9 protein-coding genes, 2 tRNA genes and 7 pseudogenes are annotated in these 14715 nt (G+C 62.1%); 14 read left to right on the plus strand and 4 right to left on the minus strand.

Features of this window, described 5'->3' with window-relative positions; translation table 11 throughout:
* Positions 1-231 precede the first annotated feature (231 nt).
* Positions 232-648 (minus strand): annotated as a pseudogene (locus H9L15_RS20380) (DUF3857 domain-containing protein); the annotation flags it as partial.
* A 467-nt stretch (positions 649-1115) separates the two neighbouring features.
* Between H9L15_RS20380 and clpX the strand changes: the two are divergent.
* Positions 1116-2381, plus strand: a complete 1266-nt coding sequence (gene clpX / locus H9L15_RS10125; protein WP_187713998.1) for an ATP-dependent Clp protease ATP-binding subunit ClpX — start codon at positions 1116-1118, stop codon at positions 2379-2381.
* 820 nt (positions 2382-3201) lie between these two features.
* The gene (locus H9L15_RS10130) at positions 3202-3516 is read left to right on the plus strand and encodes a CPBP family glutamic-type intramembrane protease (protein ID WP_223276153.1); all 315 of its coding nucleotides are present in this window, start codon (positions 3202-3204) and stop codon (positions 3514-3516) included.
* On the opposite strand, the gene H9L15_RS10135 is transcribed toward H9L15_RS10130, so the two are convergent.
* Entirely contained in the window at positions 3517-3723 is a 207-nt protein-coding gene (locus H9L15_RS10135; RefSeq protein ID WP_187715951.1) for a hypothetical protein, read from the minus strand.
* A 101-nt stretch (positions 3724-3824) separates the two neighbouring features.
* Here H9L15_RS10135 and lon point away from each other — a divergent pair.
* From lon to H9L15_RS10150, 3 genes and pseudogenes are all read left to right on the plus strand, one after another.
* Positions 3825-6223, plus strand: a pseudogene (gene lon, locus H9L15_RS10140) (endopeptidase La).
* 83 nt (positions 6224-6306) lie between these two features.
* Positions 6307-6578: pseudogene (locus H9L15_RS10145) on the plus strand (HU family DNA-binding protein).
* A gap of 50 nt (positions 6579-6628) precedes the next feature.
* Positions 6629-6703, plus strand: a tRNA-Val gene (locus H9L15_RS10150).
* A gap of 17 nt (positions 6704-6720) precedes the next feature.
* Here H9L15_RS10150 and H9L15_RS10155 read toward each other — a convergent pair.
* Positions 6721-7398: a Crp/Fnr family transcriptional regulator gene (locus tag H9L15_RS10155; RefSeq protein WP_187714000.1), complete on the minus strand. Its 678-nt coding sequence runs from the start codon at positions 7396-7398 to the stop codon at positions 6721-6723.
* Between the two features lie 240 nt (positions 7399-7638).
* On the opposite strand from H9L15_RS10155, the gene H9L15_RS10160 reads away from it, so the two are divergent.
* The 9 genes and pseudogenes from H9L15_RS10160 (at position 7639) to H9L15_RS10195 (ending at position 13551) form a co-directional block, all read left to right on the plus strand.
* Positions 7639-7714, plus strand: a tRNA-His gene (locus tag H9L15_RS10160).
* 32 nt (positions 7715-7746) lie between these two features.
* Positions 7747-8795, plus strand: a pseudogene (locus H9L15_RS10165) (Glu/Leu/Phe/Val family dehydrogenase).
* Between the two features lie 9 nt (positions 8796-8804).
* Positions 8805-9520: pseudogene (ccmC, locus tag H9L15_RS10170) on the plus strand (heme ABC transporter permease CcmC).
* Positions 9517-9648 (plus strand): hypothetical protein, encoded by a 132-nt coding sequence (locus tag H9L15_RS18895; protein WP_262984779.1) that lies wholly within the window; start codon positions 9517-9519, stop codon positions 9646-9648. The pseudogene ccmC and the gene H9L15_RS18895 overlap by 4 nt, the downstream one beginning before the upstream one ends.
* A complete protein-coding gene (gene ccmE, locus H9L15_RS10175; protein WP_187714001.1) occupies positions 9645-10094 on the plus strand; it encodes a cytochrome c maturation protein CcmE in 450 nt (149 codons plus the stop codon). Before H9L15_RS18895 ends, ccmE begins: the two co-directional genes overlap by 4 nt.
* Positions 10091-11994, plus strand: a pseudogene (locus tag H9L15_RS10180) (heme lyase CcmF/NrfE family subunit). Before ccmE ends, H9L15_RS10180 begins: the two are co-directional and overlap by 4 nt.
* Complete coding sequence (locus tag H9L15_RS10185) at positions 11991-12518, plus strand: DsbE family thiol:disulfide interchange protein (RefSeq protein ID WP_187714002.1); 528 nt, start codon at positions 11991-11993, stop codon at positions 12516-12518. The pseudogene H9L15_RS10180 and the gene H9L15_RS10185 overlap by 4 nt, the downstream one beginning before the upstream one ends.
* The gene (locus H9L15_RS10190) at positions 12515-12922 is read left to right on the plus strand and encodes a cytochrome c-type biogenesis protein (RefSeq protein ID WP_187714003.1); all 408 of its coding nucleotides are present in this window, start codon (positions 12515-12517) and stop codon (positions 12920-12922) included. Before H9L15_RS10185 ends, H9L15_RS10190 begins: the two co-directional genes overlap by 4 nt.
* The gene (locus H9L15_RS10195) at positions 12919-13551 is read left to right on the plus strand and encodes a tetratricopeptide repeat protein (protein ID WP_187714004.1); all 633 of its coding nucleotides are present in this window, start codon (positions 12919-12921) and stop codon (positions 13549-13551) included. Before H9L15_RS10190 ends, H9L15_RS10195 begins: the two co-directional genes overlap by 4 nt.
* Here H9L15_RS10195 and ald read toward each other — a convergent pair.
* Positions 13530-14635, minus strand: a pseudogene (gene ald / locus H9L15_RS10200) (alanine dehydrogenase). The gene H9L15_RS10195 and the pseudogene ald sit on opposite strands and share 22 nt — an antisense overlap.
* Between the last annotated feature and the right edge of the window lie 80 nt (positions 14636-14715).

Raw genomic sequence — 14715 nt, forward strand, 5'->3', positions numbered from 1 at the left:
CCTTACGAAGCTTCTCGACCTCATCGCGAAGTGGTCCGCTGGCGGGATCTTGCTGGCGGCCTGGTAATGGGGTGCGATCAGGTTGGCCACCTCGGCCCATGAGCCGAAGTCGCTGGCTTCCGCATAGCGTCCCACGGAAAAGCGGAGCGGGGCGCCGCTCGGGAAAAGCAGGGGCTGCGCATCGGTCATTGCGATCTCGACCTGGTTTTCGCCGCCACGACGAACCGGTTTGATATCCGGCAGGTTCGTTTGCTGGACTTTCAGCTTGATCTGGTCAGGCCATAGAAGACGCGCCCGGGCGGCCTGGACCGGTACTCCGTTCCACATTCCGAACTGACTTTGGACATGGTTTTTCAGGACCGGGTCGCGATGCTCCACGGAGGTGGCAAGCACGAGGACGTCGCCTTGCTGAAGTCCCTCCGGCTGGATGTTCGCGGTCAGGCGGCCATCCAGCATTGCCGTGTCCAAATTCTGTTCGCGGCGCATGGTGGTGAAGGTCTGACCGCTTTTCAGCACGTCGATCGTCTCCCCATCGCGGATGATCAGGAGCTTGTGGACCGTAACCTTCTCGGTCGCCGGATCCCAGGGAAGAGAGAGATTGCCGGCCGCAAGGCCCTCCCCATTTTGGATCTTCAGCGCGCTCTCCACATACGTCGTGGTGACTCCAGGTTCGAGGCGGATTTGCTGGTCGCTCAATAGAATGGCGACCGGCGCTTCCTCTGGGCATTGGAGGTCTTCGGGATCGCCATCGGCGCAACCCAGGAGGGGCAGGACCGAAGCTGAGTTGATCCGCTGCAATCGCGGGCCCGGAGGACGCAAGCAGGAGCAGCGCGACAGCGCGACGAAGACGCATATGATAACCCCCTATAACTCGCTTAATCCTATGGGTTCATTGGGGCTTTTCAACCGGGAGTTTTCCGGACTCCAGTGTCGGTTTGAGGCATCTTGAATGAATTCAGCCTCTTGCGGGGTTGTGCCGGGCAATCCATATTCGGGACAGGAGCGATTGATCGGGCCCGACGTTAACCGTGAAGCTAGATTGATTGTGTAATAAAGAAGGCTAGCATGGCCTTCGATAGCGTCGGCCGCGCGCGGTCGGTTGAACAAGGATTTGAATGACCAAGCTTTCAGGCAGCGACGGCAAGAGCACCCTTTACTGCTCCTTCTGCGGAAAGTCGCAGCACGAGGTCAGGAAGCTGATCGCCGGCCCGACCGTCTTCATCTGCGATGAGTGCGTCGAGCTCTGCAACGACATCATCCGCGAGGAGAGCAAGTCTGCTCTCGTGAAGACCCGCGATGGCGTCCCGACGCCTGCGGAAATCTGCAAGGTCCTCGATGATTACGTCATCGGCCAGGACCGTGCGAAGCGCGTCCTCTCGGTCGCGGTGCACAACCATTACAAGCGGCTCAACCATGGCGCGAAGACGGGCCAGGAAGTCGAGCTCGCCAAGTCGAACATCCTGCTGATCGGCCCGACCGGTTGCGGCAAGACGCTGCTGGCGCAGACGCTGGCACGCATCCTCGACGTTCCGTTCACGATGGCCGACGCGACGACGCTGACCGAGGCCGGTTACGTCGGCGAGGACGTCGAGAATATCATCCTGAAGCTGCTCCAGGCCTCCGATTACAACGTCGAGAAGGCGCAGCGCGGCATCGTCTACATCGACGAAATCGACAAGATTTCGCGCAAGTCGGACAATCCGTCGATCACGCGCGATGTGTCGGGCGAGGGCGTGCAGCAGGCTCTGCTCAAGCTGATGGAAGGCACGACCGCTTCGGTTCCGCCGCAGGGCGGCCGCAAGCATCCGCAGCAGGAGTTCCTGCAGGTCGACACGACGAACATCCTGTTCATCTGTGGCGGCGCCTTCGCGGGCCTCGAAAAGATCATCGATGACCGCATGCAGGGCAAGTCGATGGGCTTCGGCGCTCATGTCGCGGCGCCCGAAGAGAAGCGCACCGGGCAAACGCTCAAGCACACGGAGCCCGAAGACCTCCTCAAATTCGGTCTCATCCCGGAATTCATCGGGCGACTGCCCGTGATTGCGACGCTCGAGGACCTCGACGAGGAAGCCTTGGTCAAGATCCTGGTCGAGCCGAAAAATGCTTTGGTGAAGCAGTACGCCAAGCTGTTCGACATGGAAGATGTCGAACTGGAGTTCACCGAGGACGCGCTCGGCGCGGTTGCCCGAAAGGCGATCGATCGCAAGACCGGCGCTCGCGGCCTGCGTTCGATCCTGGAGGGCATCCTGCTCGACACCATGTTCGATCTCCCATCGATGGACGGAGTCGACGAGGTCCATGTCGACAAGGAAGTCGTCATGGGTACCAAGGAGCCTGTCCGAGTGTACGCGAAAAAAGGTAAGGCGGGCGACGCCGCCTGATGTTTCGAAGTGCCGCTAGAGCGATCGGTTTCGCCGCGGCCCTTTTCTTGTTTCAAATTGTCCCGTTCGCTGCCGCATCTTCGCAGCCCCGCATAGATATCCAGGGCGGTGACGCGTCCGAAGTGGAAGTTGCGGCTGACGGAAGTGCTTCACATCGCGCGTCAGGCTTCATTTTTCCGCGACAGCTTGTCGATATGCCTCTGCGGGGCTGACAGTTTACGGGCCGTCGGACGCCTCAGCGTATTACACACTCGGTGGCGGGGGGACCGGGGACGCGTGGATCACCTTCTACGTTTATCCAGCCACGATCTCCCTCGCTGAAGAAAGCGCCGGCGTCGAACAGTCGCTGCTTCAAATCCTTCAGGGGCGCCGCATCGACCCGCCCGCTCCGGCGCCCGCGAACTTTCAAATGGGGCGCGTCGCTTGGTTCGAGGGCCTGTATAAGAACATCGACGCAAGGACTGGTTACATGCTCGTACAGAGGGGCAATGGTTTCTTAAGGCCAGAATTACCGTCCCGAAAAAAGGGGGCCCGGAAGCCATGGACCGAGCCCTCAAGGCGATTGCTGCCCTTCAATGGGATTGGGGCGAGAACAAGTCCGACGAGCAGGGAGCTTAGGTTGCTTTCAGGTAGTCTACCCGTCGGAGATTGGGGGCCGCTGAAATTTCTTCCTAGGCCAATTCGCGAGCCACGAAATGCGCCTTTGTCGGTCGTCACGGCTTGGGCCACCGCATTCATCCCAAGCATCCTCCTCTCGGCGGTGGTCGCTCAGCTATTGCCTGAGCAGCCACATCCGAACTTCGATGGACTCACGCCGGGCATGCTCATCTTCGGGCTGGTCGTCTTCGCGCCGGTCGTCGAGACCCTGATCATGGGCACCGTGCTGCTTGTTCTGCTCAGGTTCATGAAGCCGGTCACGGCAATCGTGCTCAGCGCCGTGGGTTGGGGAATAGCCCACTCGATGCAGTTTCCGATCTGGGGACTGACAATCTGGTGGCCGTTCCTGGTTCTGTCCACGCTGTTCGTTGCGTGGCGCGAACGGTCGTTATGGCTCGCGTTCGCGCTGCCCATGGTAGCCCATGGGATGCAGAACCTCGGGCCGGCCCTGCTAATCGTATCGGGCAAAGCGGGCTAGCTACTCGCCTTCAAGCGGGAGGGTGTCGACCTCGTCCTTCACGCCAAGTTTCTCCCGAATGCGGCGCTCTTCGTCCTCGCTCGGCGGCTCAGGCGGGTCCTCGCCTGGGAACAAGGAGTCATCCGCTATCCCAGGTCCAGTGCCCGCGATCGTCTCGTTGAGCGGACGGTCATTCTGGCCTTCGCTAATCTTCTCTCGGTCCGACATTGTTCGATCTCCCGAAATCGAGGCGATAAGCGAACCGCTGGGCGTGAATGTTCCGCAGCCTTTGTTGCGCCGCAACGGTGCGCCGCCCATATAGCTCACATATGACCCGTTTGCTCCCCATTCTCCCGCTGCGCGACATTGTCGTTTTCCCACAGCGTATCGTTCCCCTGTTCGTCGGCCGCGAGAAGTCGGTTGCGGCGCTTGAAGCGGCCATGTCGGCCGACAAGGAGCTGTTCCTCGTGGCCCAGCTTGATCCGGGCGAGGACGATCCCGATCGGGACGCGCTCTACGATCTAGGCGTCGTCGCGACGGCGATGCAGCTGCTGAAATTGCCCGACGGCACGGTTCGGGTCCTGGTCGAAGGGGTGAAACGTGCCCGTCTGATCGGCCTCGTTCCTTCAGAGGGCTATATGTCCGCCGAAGTCGAGGAGGTCGACGACGAAAAGTTCGAAGGGCCCGAGATTCAGGCCCTGATGCGCTCCGTCGTCGATCAGTTCGAGCATTACGCAAAGCTCAACAAGCGGCTTCCGCCGGAGACGGGTATCCAGCTCGGCGAAATCGAGGATGGCTCGGTGCTCGCCGATGCAGTGGCCTCCAACCTGTCGATCAAGGTCGCCGACAAGCAGGCATTGCTCGGCGAGATGAACCCGTCACGCCGTCTGGAGATGGTGTTCGCCTTCATGGAAGGCGAGCTTGGCGTATTGCAGGTCGAGAAGAAGATCCGCAGCCGCGTGAAGCGCCAGATGGAGAAGACGCAGCGCGAATATTACCTCAACGAACAGTTGAAGGCGATCCAGCGCGAGCTTGGCAACGAGAGCGAGGAGGGCGGTGACGAACTCCAAGAGCTCGCCAACAAGATCCGGAAGACGCGGCTGTCCAAGGAAGCCCGCAATCGCGCCAATGCCGAGCTGAAGAAGCTTCGTGCGATGGCGCCGATGTCGGCTGAAGCGACGGTCGCACGAAACTATCTCGACGTCCTGCTCGGCCTGCCCTGGGGCAAGAAGTCGAAGCTCAAGAAGGACATCGCCGAGGCGCAGAGCATCCTCGACGAGGATCACTATGGCCTGGAGAAGGTGAAGGACCGGATCGTCGAGTATCTCGCGGTCCAGGCACGCACCAACAAGCTGAAGGGGCCGATCCTGTGCCTCGTCGGACCTCCGGGCGTCGGCAAGACCTCGCTCGGCCGCTCGATCGCGCGCGCTACGGGCCGTGAGTTCGTGCGACAGTCGCTTGGCGGCGTGCGCGACGAAGCCGAGATTCGCGGCCACCGTCGAACTTACATCGGATCGCTGCCGGGCAAGATTGTCTCGAACCTGAAGAAGGCAGGAACGTCGAACCCGCTGTTCCTGCTCGATGAGATCGACAAGCTCGGCCAGGATTTCCGCGGCGATCCGGCTTCCGCGCTTCTCGAGGTCCTCGACCCGAGCAGAATTCGCGCTTCCAGGACCATTATCTGGAGCTGGACTACGATCTGTCGGATGTGATGTTCGTCACAACGGCGAACTCGCTCGACATGCCGCAGCCATTGCTCGACCGAATGGAGATCATCCGTCTCGAGGGCTACACCGAGGACGAGAAGGTCGAAATCGCGCGTCGCCACCTGATCCCGAAGCAGACGGAAGCGCATGGCCTGAAGGACAGCGAGCTGGAATTCACGGATCAAGCACTGCGAGGAATTCTCCGCTTCTACACGCGTGAAGCCGGCGTCCGCACGCTTGAGCGAGAACTGGCCAAGGTCGCTCGCAAAGCCTTACGCAAGATCCTTGAGGGCAAGTTCGAGAATGTGGTCGTCACGGAGGAGAACCTCAACGACTTCCTCGGCGTTCGTCGCTTCCGCTACGGTGTGAGCGAGGAAGAGGATCAGGTGGGCGCCGTCACTGGCCTCGCCTGGACCGAAGTCGGCGGCGAGCTGCTGACGATTGAAGCGGTCACCGTTCCGGGCAAGGGTCAGATCAAGACGACCGGCAAGCTGGGCGAAGTCATGCAGGAGTCGATCCAGGCGGCGATGAGCTTCGTCAAGGCTCGCGCGCCGGCCTACGGCGTGAAGCCGTCGATCTTCGCTCGCAAGGACATTCACGTCCACTTGCCGGAAGGGGCGGTTCCCAAGGACGGCCCGTCAGCCGGCATCGGAATGGTCACGGCAATGATTTCGACGCTGACGGGCATTCCCGTCCGGCGCGACGTCGCAATGACGGGCGAGGTTACGCTTCGTGGCCGCGTGCTTCCCATCGGCGGGCTCAAGGAAAAACTGCTCGCCGCTCTCCGTGGCGGTATCACGACCGTGCTGATTCCCGCGGAGAATGAGAAGGATCTGGTCGACATTCCCGCGACGGTGAAAGACCAGATTGAGATCATTCCGGTGGAGCATGTGGATGAGGTCCTGGCGCGTGCGATGACACAGCCGATGCAGCCGATCGAATGGTCGGAGGCTGACGAGCATGCCGCTGAGCCTCCATTAGCGGGTCATTCGTCGGATAGCGAAACGCGATTGCGGCACTGATCTTTACTTGTGTTTAGAGTCTTGCCTTAAGGATTGGGCGCTGGCGGCTGAGTCTCGCGTAATTGCCGGGGAGATCCAAACCGATGAACAAGCAGGAACTGATCGGACATGTCGCTGATCGTGCCGGCCTCAGCCGGAATGACGCTGCCCGCGCCGTGGAAACCATGCTCGAGGTCGTCACCTCTGCTTTGAAGCGTGGTGACGAAGTCCGTTTGGTCGGCTTCGGCAATTTCTCCGTGACTCGACGCAAGGCCTCGACGGGCGCAACCCGCGGACCGGCGAGCCCATGCAGATCAAGGCCAGCGCGCAGCCTAAGTTCCGCCCAGGCAAGGTCCTGAAAGAGGCGGTTCAATAGCTGGACAGGGTGCTTCGGCATCCCTATCTGCCCGGTTCCTGCGAGGGCATGGGCGCGTAGCTCAGCGGTAGAGCACACCCTTCACACGGGTGGGGTCACAGGTTCAATCCCTGTCGCGCCCACCATGCTTTCGCGGAAATTCTCAGTCGAGATAGCTGGATTGGAAGCTTGCTACGCGGCGAATTTCCGACCAATCGGTGAACCTGATGTCGCGGCCCGACCGCTCAATCAGTCCCTGACGCTCAAGGTCGGACATAACCCGATTGACGTTGACCGACGTCTGGCCCGTGATCTCCGCAATCTGCTGCTGCGTGAAGGGGTTATGCAACGCCTCGTCAGGCACGTTGGTTCTGCTGCGCACTGCCGTCTCACAGAGAAGATGAGCAACGCGCGCAGTAGAGTCACGGCGGCCGCAATTGACCAGCCATTCGTAGCCAATGGCCTCTGCGCGTTGCGTTAGACGCCAGAAAAAGTGCTGAATTTCGGGGTGTTGCTCGACGATCTTGTTGAGATCCTTGGCGCTGCCGACCATCACCTCGCTAGGGACGATCGCCTGCACGCCGTAGCCGGACAATCCGTCGCGGGGTAGGATGCCCTCACCGGGGAAACGTAAAGCGACGATCTGGCGACGTCCCGAGCTGTCCACCTTGTACTTGGAGATGATTCCGGAGCGGACGAACATCACTTCGTCGCGCGGGACATTCGGTTCCCTGAAGGGACGTCGAGGGTCGACCCGTAAGACCTTGTGCGGCAAGCGATCAAGCTGATCTGCAAGCGCTTCATTCAAGCCGGCCGCAATCAACGTGTCGCGCAACGACACGCCAGATTCGGCGACCGGCCCGAGCGGCGACTCGCCAACATCTTGCTTCTCCCCTTAGATAGAGATTGCGCCTCTGGAACGATCTTAGCAAACTTAAAATCAGGCTATTCAAAACAACATTGACGGATGGAAGGTCCACCGTTCGTCTCAACGAAATGGGATGGCGGCTTGCTTGCCTTTGAAAGGCTGCACCCGTAAGGGGTCGCGCGCGTCCCGAAGCAATGCGGTCGGCGCACCGTGGCGATCGTAGCTCAGCTGGTTAGAGCATCGGTTTGTGGTACCGAGGGTCGCGGGTTCAAGTCCGTCGATCGCCCCATTTTTCACGTTTGATCGGACTGTTCCCTTTCTATGAATACGCCCTGGGGCTTCGAAGATTTCGACGCGCATGAGGACCTGCACTTCGTCTGGAACGAGGCGAGCGGCCTGAAAGCCATCATCGCCATTCACTCGACCCATCTTGGACCGGCTGCCGGCGGTTGCCGCTTCTGGCATTATGCGGACGCAGCTGAAGGCCTGAAGGACGCGCTGCGTCTCTCACGCGGTATGAGCTACAAGAACGCGATGGCTGGGCTGCCGCTCGGTGGCGGCAAGGCCGTCATCATCGCTGACGAAAAGCGCACGAAGACCCCGGCGATGCTCCATGACTTCGGCAAGGCCGTCGACAATCTGTGCGGACGGTACGTGACGGCAGAAGATGTCGGCATGAGCGTTGCCGACATGATTGAGATTCGGCGTCAGACGAAGTTCGTAGCCGGACTTCCGGTAGAAGGTTCTGCAGTCGGCGGCGATCCTGGCCCGCACACATCGCTCGGCGTATTCCTGGGCATCAAGGCGGCGGTCCGCCGCGCGCTCGGCAAGGATAGCCTGCAGGGCTTGCACATTGCTCTGCAAGGTGCGGGAAGCGTTGCGACAGGCGTTGCCATGCATGCGGCGGCCGAAGGCGCCACTCTATCGATTGCCGATGTCGATGCGGCCAAGGCACAGAAGCTCGCCGATGCGGCAGGTGGAAAGGTCGTTGGAGCGGACGAAATTCTCGGTCTTGAGGCGGACGTCCTCAGCCCGTGCGCGCTGGGCGCGATCTTCGACGAGAGGTCGATCGCGGAACTCAAGGTGCCGATTGTCGCGGGCGGGCCAACAATCAGCTTGCCACTCCTGAGGACGGTGCGCGGATGAACGCACGCGGTATCCTCTATGCGCCTGACTACGTGATCAATGCGGGCGGCATCATCAACGTCTGCATCGAGTTCCTGCGGAGCGGAGACGCGAGCGTCGTCCGGCAGAAAATCGAGGGCATTCCCGATCGCCTGGAGCAGATCTGGGCCGAAAGCGCCGAGACTGGCCGCGACCCGGCTTCGGTCGCGGATGCGATGGCGCAGCGGCTGATCGGCAGGGCATAAGGAACGGCCGTGCACCGCTTTGCCAATCCGGCAAGGTTCCTGAAGGTCGCGCGGCCCGCGACGGCTTGGCTGCTTGGCGTTGGTCTGATCTTGGCGATGATCGGCGTTGTCGGCGGACTCGCCTTCACCCGCCTGATTATCTGCAGGGTGAAACCGTCCGCATCATGTACGTCCACGTTCCGGCGGCCTGGCTCGGTATGGCAGGCTGGGCGGGAATCGCTGCCGCGTCGATTGCCCAGCTCGTCTGGCGACATCCGCTCGCGGCGGTAGCCGGCCGAGCGCTTGCGCCCGCCGGAGCGACGTTCGCGGCCGTCTGCCTGCTGACGGGTTCGATCTGGGGCCGTCCGACCTGGGGAACCTGGTGGGAATGGGATGGGCGACTAACGTCCATGCTGATCCTGTTTTTCCTGTACCTTGGCTACATCGCGTTGGCCGGTGCGGAGAAGGAGCGCGGCGGAGAGGGACGCCTGGCAGCGTTGTTCGGGCTGGTCGGAGCAATCAATCTTCCGATCATTCATTATTCCGTCCTGTGGTGGCGGACGTTGCATCAGGGACAAAGCATTGGCGTTCAGGGCTCGTCGATCGATGCATCCATCCTTTGGCCGCTGCCGCTGTCGGCACTCGGCTTCACGGCACTGTTCGGAGCAGCCGTGCTGATGCGAATGCGGGCCGAACTTGCCGAGGCGAAGGTCGAGGCGCGGATGCGCCGGGCGGCGTCCGAATGAGTCACTGGGCATTCGTCACCGCCGCCTATGCCGTGGTGCTCGTCGCCACGGCCGGCCTCCTTTCGTGGGCTTACCTGACGATGCGTAAGGCCGAGGCTGCAGCGGCCGGGTTGAAGCGGGCCGAATGATCGCGCGTCCGAAGCATCAGCGACTGGTTCTTGTTGTTCTTGCGCTCATTGCGGTGCTCGCCGCCGTCCTGCTCGCCATGTGGGGCCTTCGCGACCGGGCAGCCTATTTCTACACGCCGGCCGATGTTGCCGCCGGGAAAGCCAGCACGGGCAGGGCAGTCCGCCTTGGCGGAATGGTGGAGCGCGGATCGGTGAAGCGCGACGCCGATGGGGTTACCACTCGCTTCGTCGTGGAGGACGGAGAAGCGCGCGTGCCTGTGACCTACCGCGGCATCCTTCCCGACTTGTTCCGCGAAGGTAGCGGCGTAGTCGCTGAGGGCCAGCTTGTGGCCGGCGGGACTTTCGTTGCCGACAATATCCTCGCCAAGCATGACGAGCGGTACATGCCGCCCGAGCTCGGCAGCCAGACGGCCGAACATAAGGCCAGCCAGACGCTCAAGCGATGATCCCAGAGGCCGGCCTCGCGGCGCTGTGGCTGGCGGCCTCATTGTCCGTCCTGGGCCTGTTTCTCAGTGCGTTGCATGTGCGGGAACGATCGACGCCGACCGGCCTGTGCGCGGACTTGCGGTCGTGCAGGGGCTGCTGTGTCTCTTCGCGTTCGTGATACTGCTGATCGTCTTCGCGAGAACCGATCTTTCGGTCGCGCTGGTCGCCGAAAACAGTCACAGCGCCAAGCCGTTCATCTACAAGGTCGCCGGAGCCTGGGGAAATCACGAGGGCTCGATGCTCTTGTGGGTGACCGTGCTTGGCTTGTCCGGCGCGGCTCTGGCGACCTTCTCACGCCAACTTCCAAGCCGGACGTTGATCGCGGCACTGGGGCGCAGGCTGCGCTGGCGCTCGGATTTCACGCTTTCCTGCTGTTTGCATCCAATCCTTTTGCCCGACTCGATCCCGCGCCGATTGAGGGCAGGGGCTTAACCCGCTTCTCCAAGACCCCGGCCTGGCGTTCCATCCGCCGACCCTCTACCTCGGCTATGTCGGACTTTCGGTCGCCTTCAGCCTAGCGGTTGGAGCAATGCTCGCAGGTGACGTCGACAGGCAATTGGCGCGAGCGATGCGCCCTGGGTGCTCGGCGCCTGGATCTTCCTGACGCTGGGCATCACCGCCGGCAGCTACTGGGCTTACTACGAGCTCGGCTGGGGCGGATGGTGGTTCTGGGACCCTGTCGAAAACGCATCGCTGATGCCGTGGCTCGCGGCGACGGCGTTGTTGCACTCCGTTGCTGTCCTCGGTGCGCGCAACGCGCTCAAGGCCTGGACGATGATGCTGGCCGTCATCGCTTTCTCGATGTCGATGGTCGGGACTTTCCTGGTCCGATCGGGCATCCTGACCTCCGTCCACGCCTTTGCCGTCGATCCGACCCGCGGCGCATTTATTCTGGCGCTGCTGGGTATCTATGTGACCGCAGCGTTCGGTATCTTTGCCGTGCGCGCGGCCAATCTTCGCGAGGGAGCGCCGTTCGAGCCGGTCAGCAGGGAAGCGGGCATCGTCGTCAACAACCTGCTCCTGACGGTCATCCTCGGGATCGTCTTCATCGGCACGCTCTATCCGCTGAGCGCCGAGGCGCTGACAGGTGAGAAGATGTCGGTCGGAGCGCCCTATTTCAATTCGGTCGCCGGTCCACTCGCGATCCTGCTGGGCGTCCTTCTTGCTGTGGGGCCGCTACTGAGCTGGCGACAGGAACGTCGGCCCATTGCCCGCAAGCTGGCGATCCCATCCCTGTTCGCTGCCACGGCGCTCGTAATAGCCTTGCTTGCCATGCCGCAGGCGAGTTTGCTCGCGAAGGCCGGCCTAGCGTTGGCGGCGGGATTGCTTCCCGCGACGATCATTCCACTTATCGGCCGCAATCCACTGCGGACGCCACTCACCATTTGGGGTATGGCCATTGCGCACCTCGGAGCGGCCGTATCCATCGGAGGGATGGCTGCCGACACCGCCTTCACGACGGAGAAACTCACTGCGGCCGCCCCAGGCGACACGGTCGATGTCGGTCCCTGGCTAGTGAAGTTCGAGAGCGTATCGCCGGTTGCCGGTCCCAACTGGACCGCCGTTGAAGCGGAACTGCGTGCTTCCCGAGGCGGCGGGGTGCACGTGTTGAAGCCCCAATCACGCTACTTCACCGATCCGCCGACGGAGACCAACGAGGCCGCGATCCAAACGCTTCTCAGCGGGCAACTCTACACCGTGCTGGGCAAGTCCGATGCCGAGGGCCGCTATCAGTTAAGACTGTGGTGGAAGCCGCTCGTGACCCTGATCTGGTTCGGCGGGTTCCTAATTGCACTGGGCGGATTGCTCGCATTGCTTGGCCATGCACGCCGTTCCTGGCGCCGGAGGGCTTTTCGGTGAGCCGCGCGTTCCGCCTCATCCCAATTATCCTGGTCGTATGGATCTTGATCACCTTCGCCTGGCGGCTGATCCAGCCGAGCGACACTGCTGTCAGATCGCAGCTGGTCAATCGTGAAGTGCCGGAATTTGCACTGAAGGCCGCGACCCCCGAGCGGGCGGGCCTCGATTCGGCAGAGCTCGCGACCGGCGAGCCGCGCCTCCTCAACTTCTTCGCGAGCTGGTGCGTGCCTTGCGTAGCGGAAGCGCCGATCCTCGAGCGGCTCAAGGCGCAGGGGGTCAAGATCGACGGCATCGCCGTGAGGGACACGCCAGGCGCTGTAGGGGCCTTTCTGGAGCGCAACGGCAATCCGTACGAACGCGTCGGCCTCGACCCGAACAGCGGCGTACAACTCGCGCTCGGCTCTTCCGGCGTTCCGGAAACGTTCGTCATCGATGGCAAGGGCGTGATCCGTTACCAGTTCATCGGACCGATCGGTTCGGCCGACACGCCGACGATCCTCAAACAGCTCCGGGCAGCGAAATGAGAGGGATCATCTTCTCGCTTGCCCTGGTTCTGGCGTCGCCGTTGTTGGCCGATTCCAACTTGCCGCCGTCCTACTGGGCTTACCGTCAGTTGCCCGATCCTGAGCAGGAAGCACAGGCGCAGGCCTTGATGGAGGAGCTTCGCTGTCTCGTCTGCCAGGGTCAGTCGATTGCGGATTCCGACGCAGACCTTGCCGGCGACATGCGTGACCTGGTCAGGCGGCGGATTGCGGCCGGCGAAAAGCCGGACGCGATCCGGGCTTGGCTGATCGACCGCTATGGTGACTGGATCAGCTATCGACCGACTGCCAAGCCGATCGCATGGCCGCTCTGGGCAGCGCCCATCATCCTCCTGATTTTCGGAGGAGCGGTGGTCGCGGGCCGGCTGAAGAGGAAAGCGCGATGAACGGCTGGCTGGGTCTTCTTCTGCTCATCCTTGCCTGCCTCGGACTGCTGTGGGCGTTTCGGGTTCGCGGTTCCATGCTTCAGCTCGCCGGCACAGCCTTGCTGTTTGGAGCCGCCGGCTATGCCGCGCTCGGAAGTCCGCAGGTGCCGTCGTCTCCCAGGAGCGCGGAACAGCGGACCCCGCCGATCCCGCTCACCAACCTCCGCCACGCCTTCTACGGGAACTTCGGGCCCACAGAGCATTGGTTGTTGATTTCAGAGTCCCTCGCGCGCCGCGGCAAGACGGAGGAGGCGGCGGGCGTTCTGCAGTCCGCGGTGCGGGAGCATCCCGGTGACCCCGCGCTGTGGGTCGGGTTGGGGAATGCTCTGGCCGATCACGCCAATACGATCACACCTGCAAGCGAGCTCGCGTTCCGGCGCGCGAATGAACTGGCTCCAGGATACCCTGCACCGCGGTTCTTCTACGGTCTCGCGCTGGCGCGATCGGGCGATTCCAAGGATGCAGTGGCGATCTGGCGAGAAATCCTTGCAGAAGCGCCAGCCAATGCCAGCTGGCGCCCCTTCGTCGAAGATGCTGTGGCCGCGCTCGATCGGCCGCAGCAGAAGCCTCAGGACGCGACGGGCTCGTAAGGCAGGTCAAGAGCTTCGGCGACCGCCTCGTGCCGAATCTTCCCGCCGGACACGTTCAGGCCCGCCGCAAGGTGCGGATCCTGCCGCATCGCTTCCTCAGCACCGAGGTTCGCGATCTTTAGCGCGAAGGGCAGGGTGGCATTGTTGAGCGCGAAGGCGCTGGTCCGCGCGACTGCGCCCGGCATGTTTGCAACGCAATAGTGAATGATTCCGTCGACCTCGTAGACAGGATCGGCGTGCGTGGTCGCATGCGAGGTCTCGAAGCAGCCGCCCTGATCAATCGCAATGTCGACCAGAACCGAACCCCGCTTCATCGTCTTGAGCATCTCGCGGGTGACAAGCTTTGGTGCAGCGGCACCCGGGACAAGCACGGCGCCGATCACGAGTTCCGACTCCGCGACCGCATTCTCGATCGCCCTCTTCGACGCATAAGCCGTCTTGATCTGGCTGGAGAAGAACATGTCCAGTTCGGCCAGACGGTCGTTATTGATGTCGTAGATGGTAACGTCTGCCCGCATGCCGGTAGCCATTTGCGCTGCGTTCACGCCCGAAACGCCGCCACCGAGGATCGCGACCTTCGCCGGAGCTACGCCTGGAACGCCCCGAGGAGCACGCCTCGCCCGCCTTGTTCTTTTTCAAGATAGTGAGCGCCGACCTGAACCGACATGCGACCCGCGACTTCGCTCATCGGCTTTAAGAGGGGCAGTGCACCTGTGCGCGAGGTGACGGTCTCATAAGCGATGCAGGTTGCGCCCGATTTCATCAGGCCCTCCGCCTGCGGCTTGTCCGCGGCGAGGTGGAGGTAAGTGAAGAGGATATGGCGCGGCTCCAGCAGCGCGATTTCCTGCTGCTGCGGCTCCTTTACCTTCACGATCATGTCCGCGGCCTTGAACACCGACTCCGCATCCGGGAGGATCTCGGCGCCAGCCTTCTTGTAAGCTGCGTCGGGGCAATCGATGCCGTCGCCGGCACCGGCCTGAACAACGACTTCATGTCCCGCAGCGACCAATTCGGCGACCGACGCCGGCGTGAGACCCACGCGATATTCATGGACCTTGATTTCCTTGGGCACACCGACGCGCATTGTTCGTTCGCTCCACTGATGTTGGTTGGGCGGGCCTATAGACGCGTGAATTGCGGTTGTCCTCCCACATTGCGGCAGGA

It is taken from the genome of Sphingomonas daechungensis (assembly GCF_014489495.1).
Taxonomy (GTDB): Bacteria; Pseudomonadota; Alphaproteobacteria; order Sphingomonadales; family Sphingomonadaceae; genus Sphingomicrobium; species Sphingomicrobium daechungense.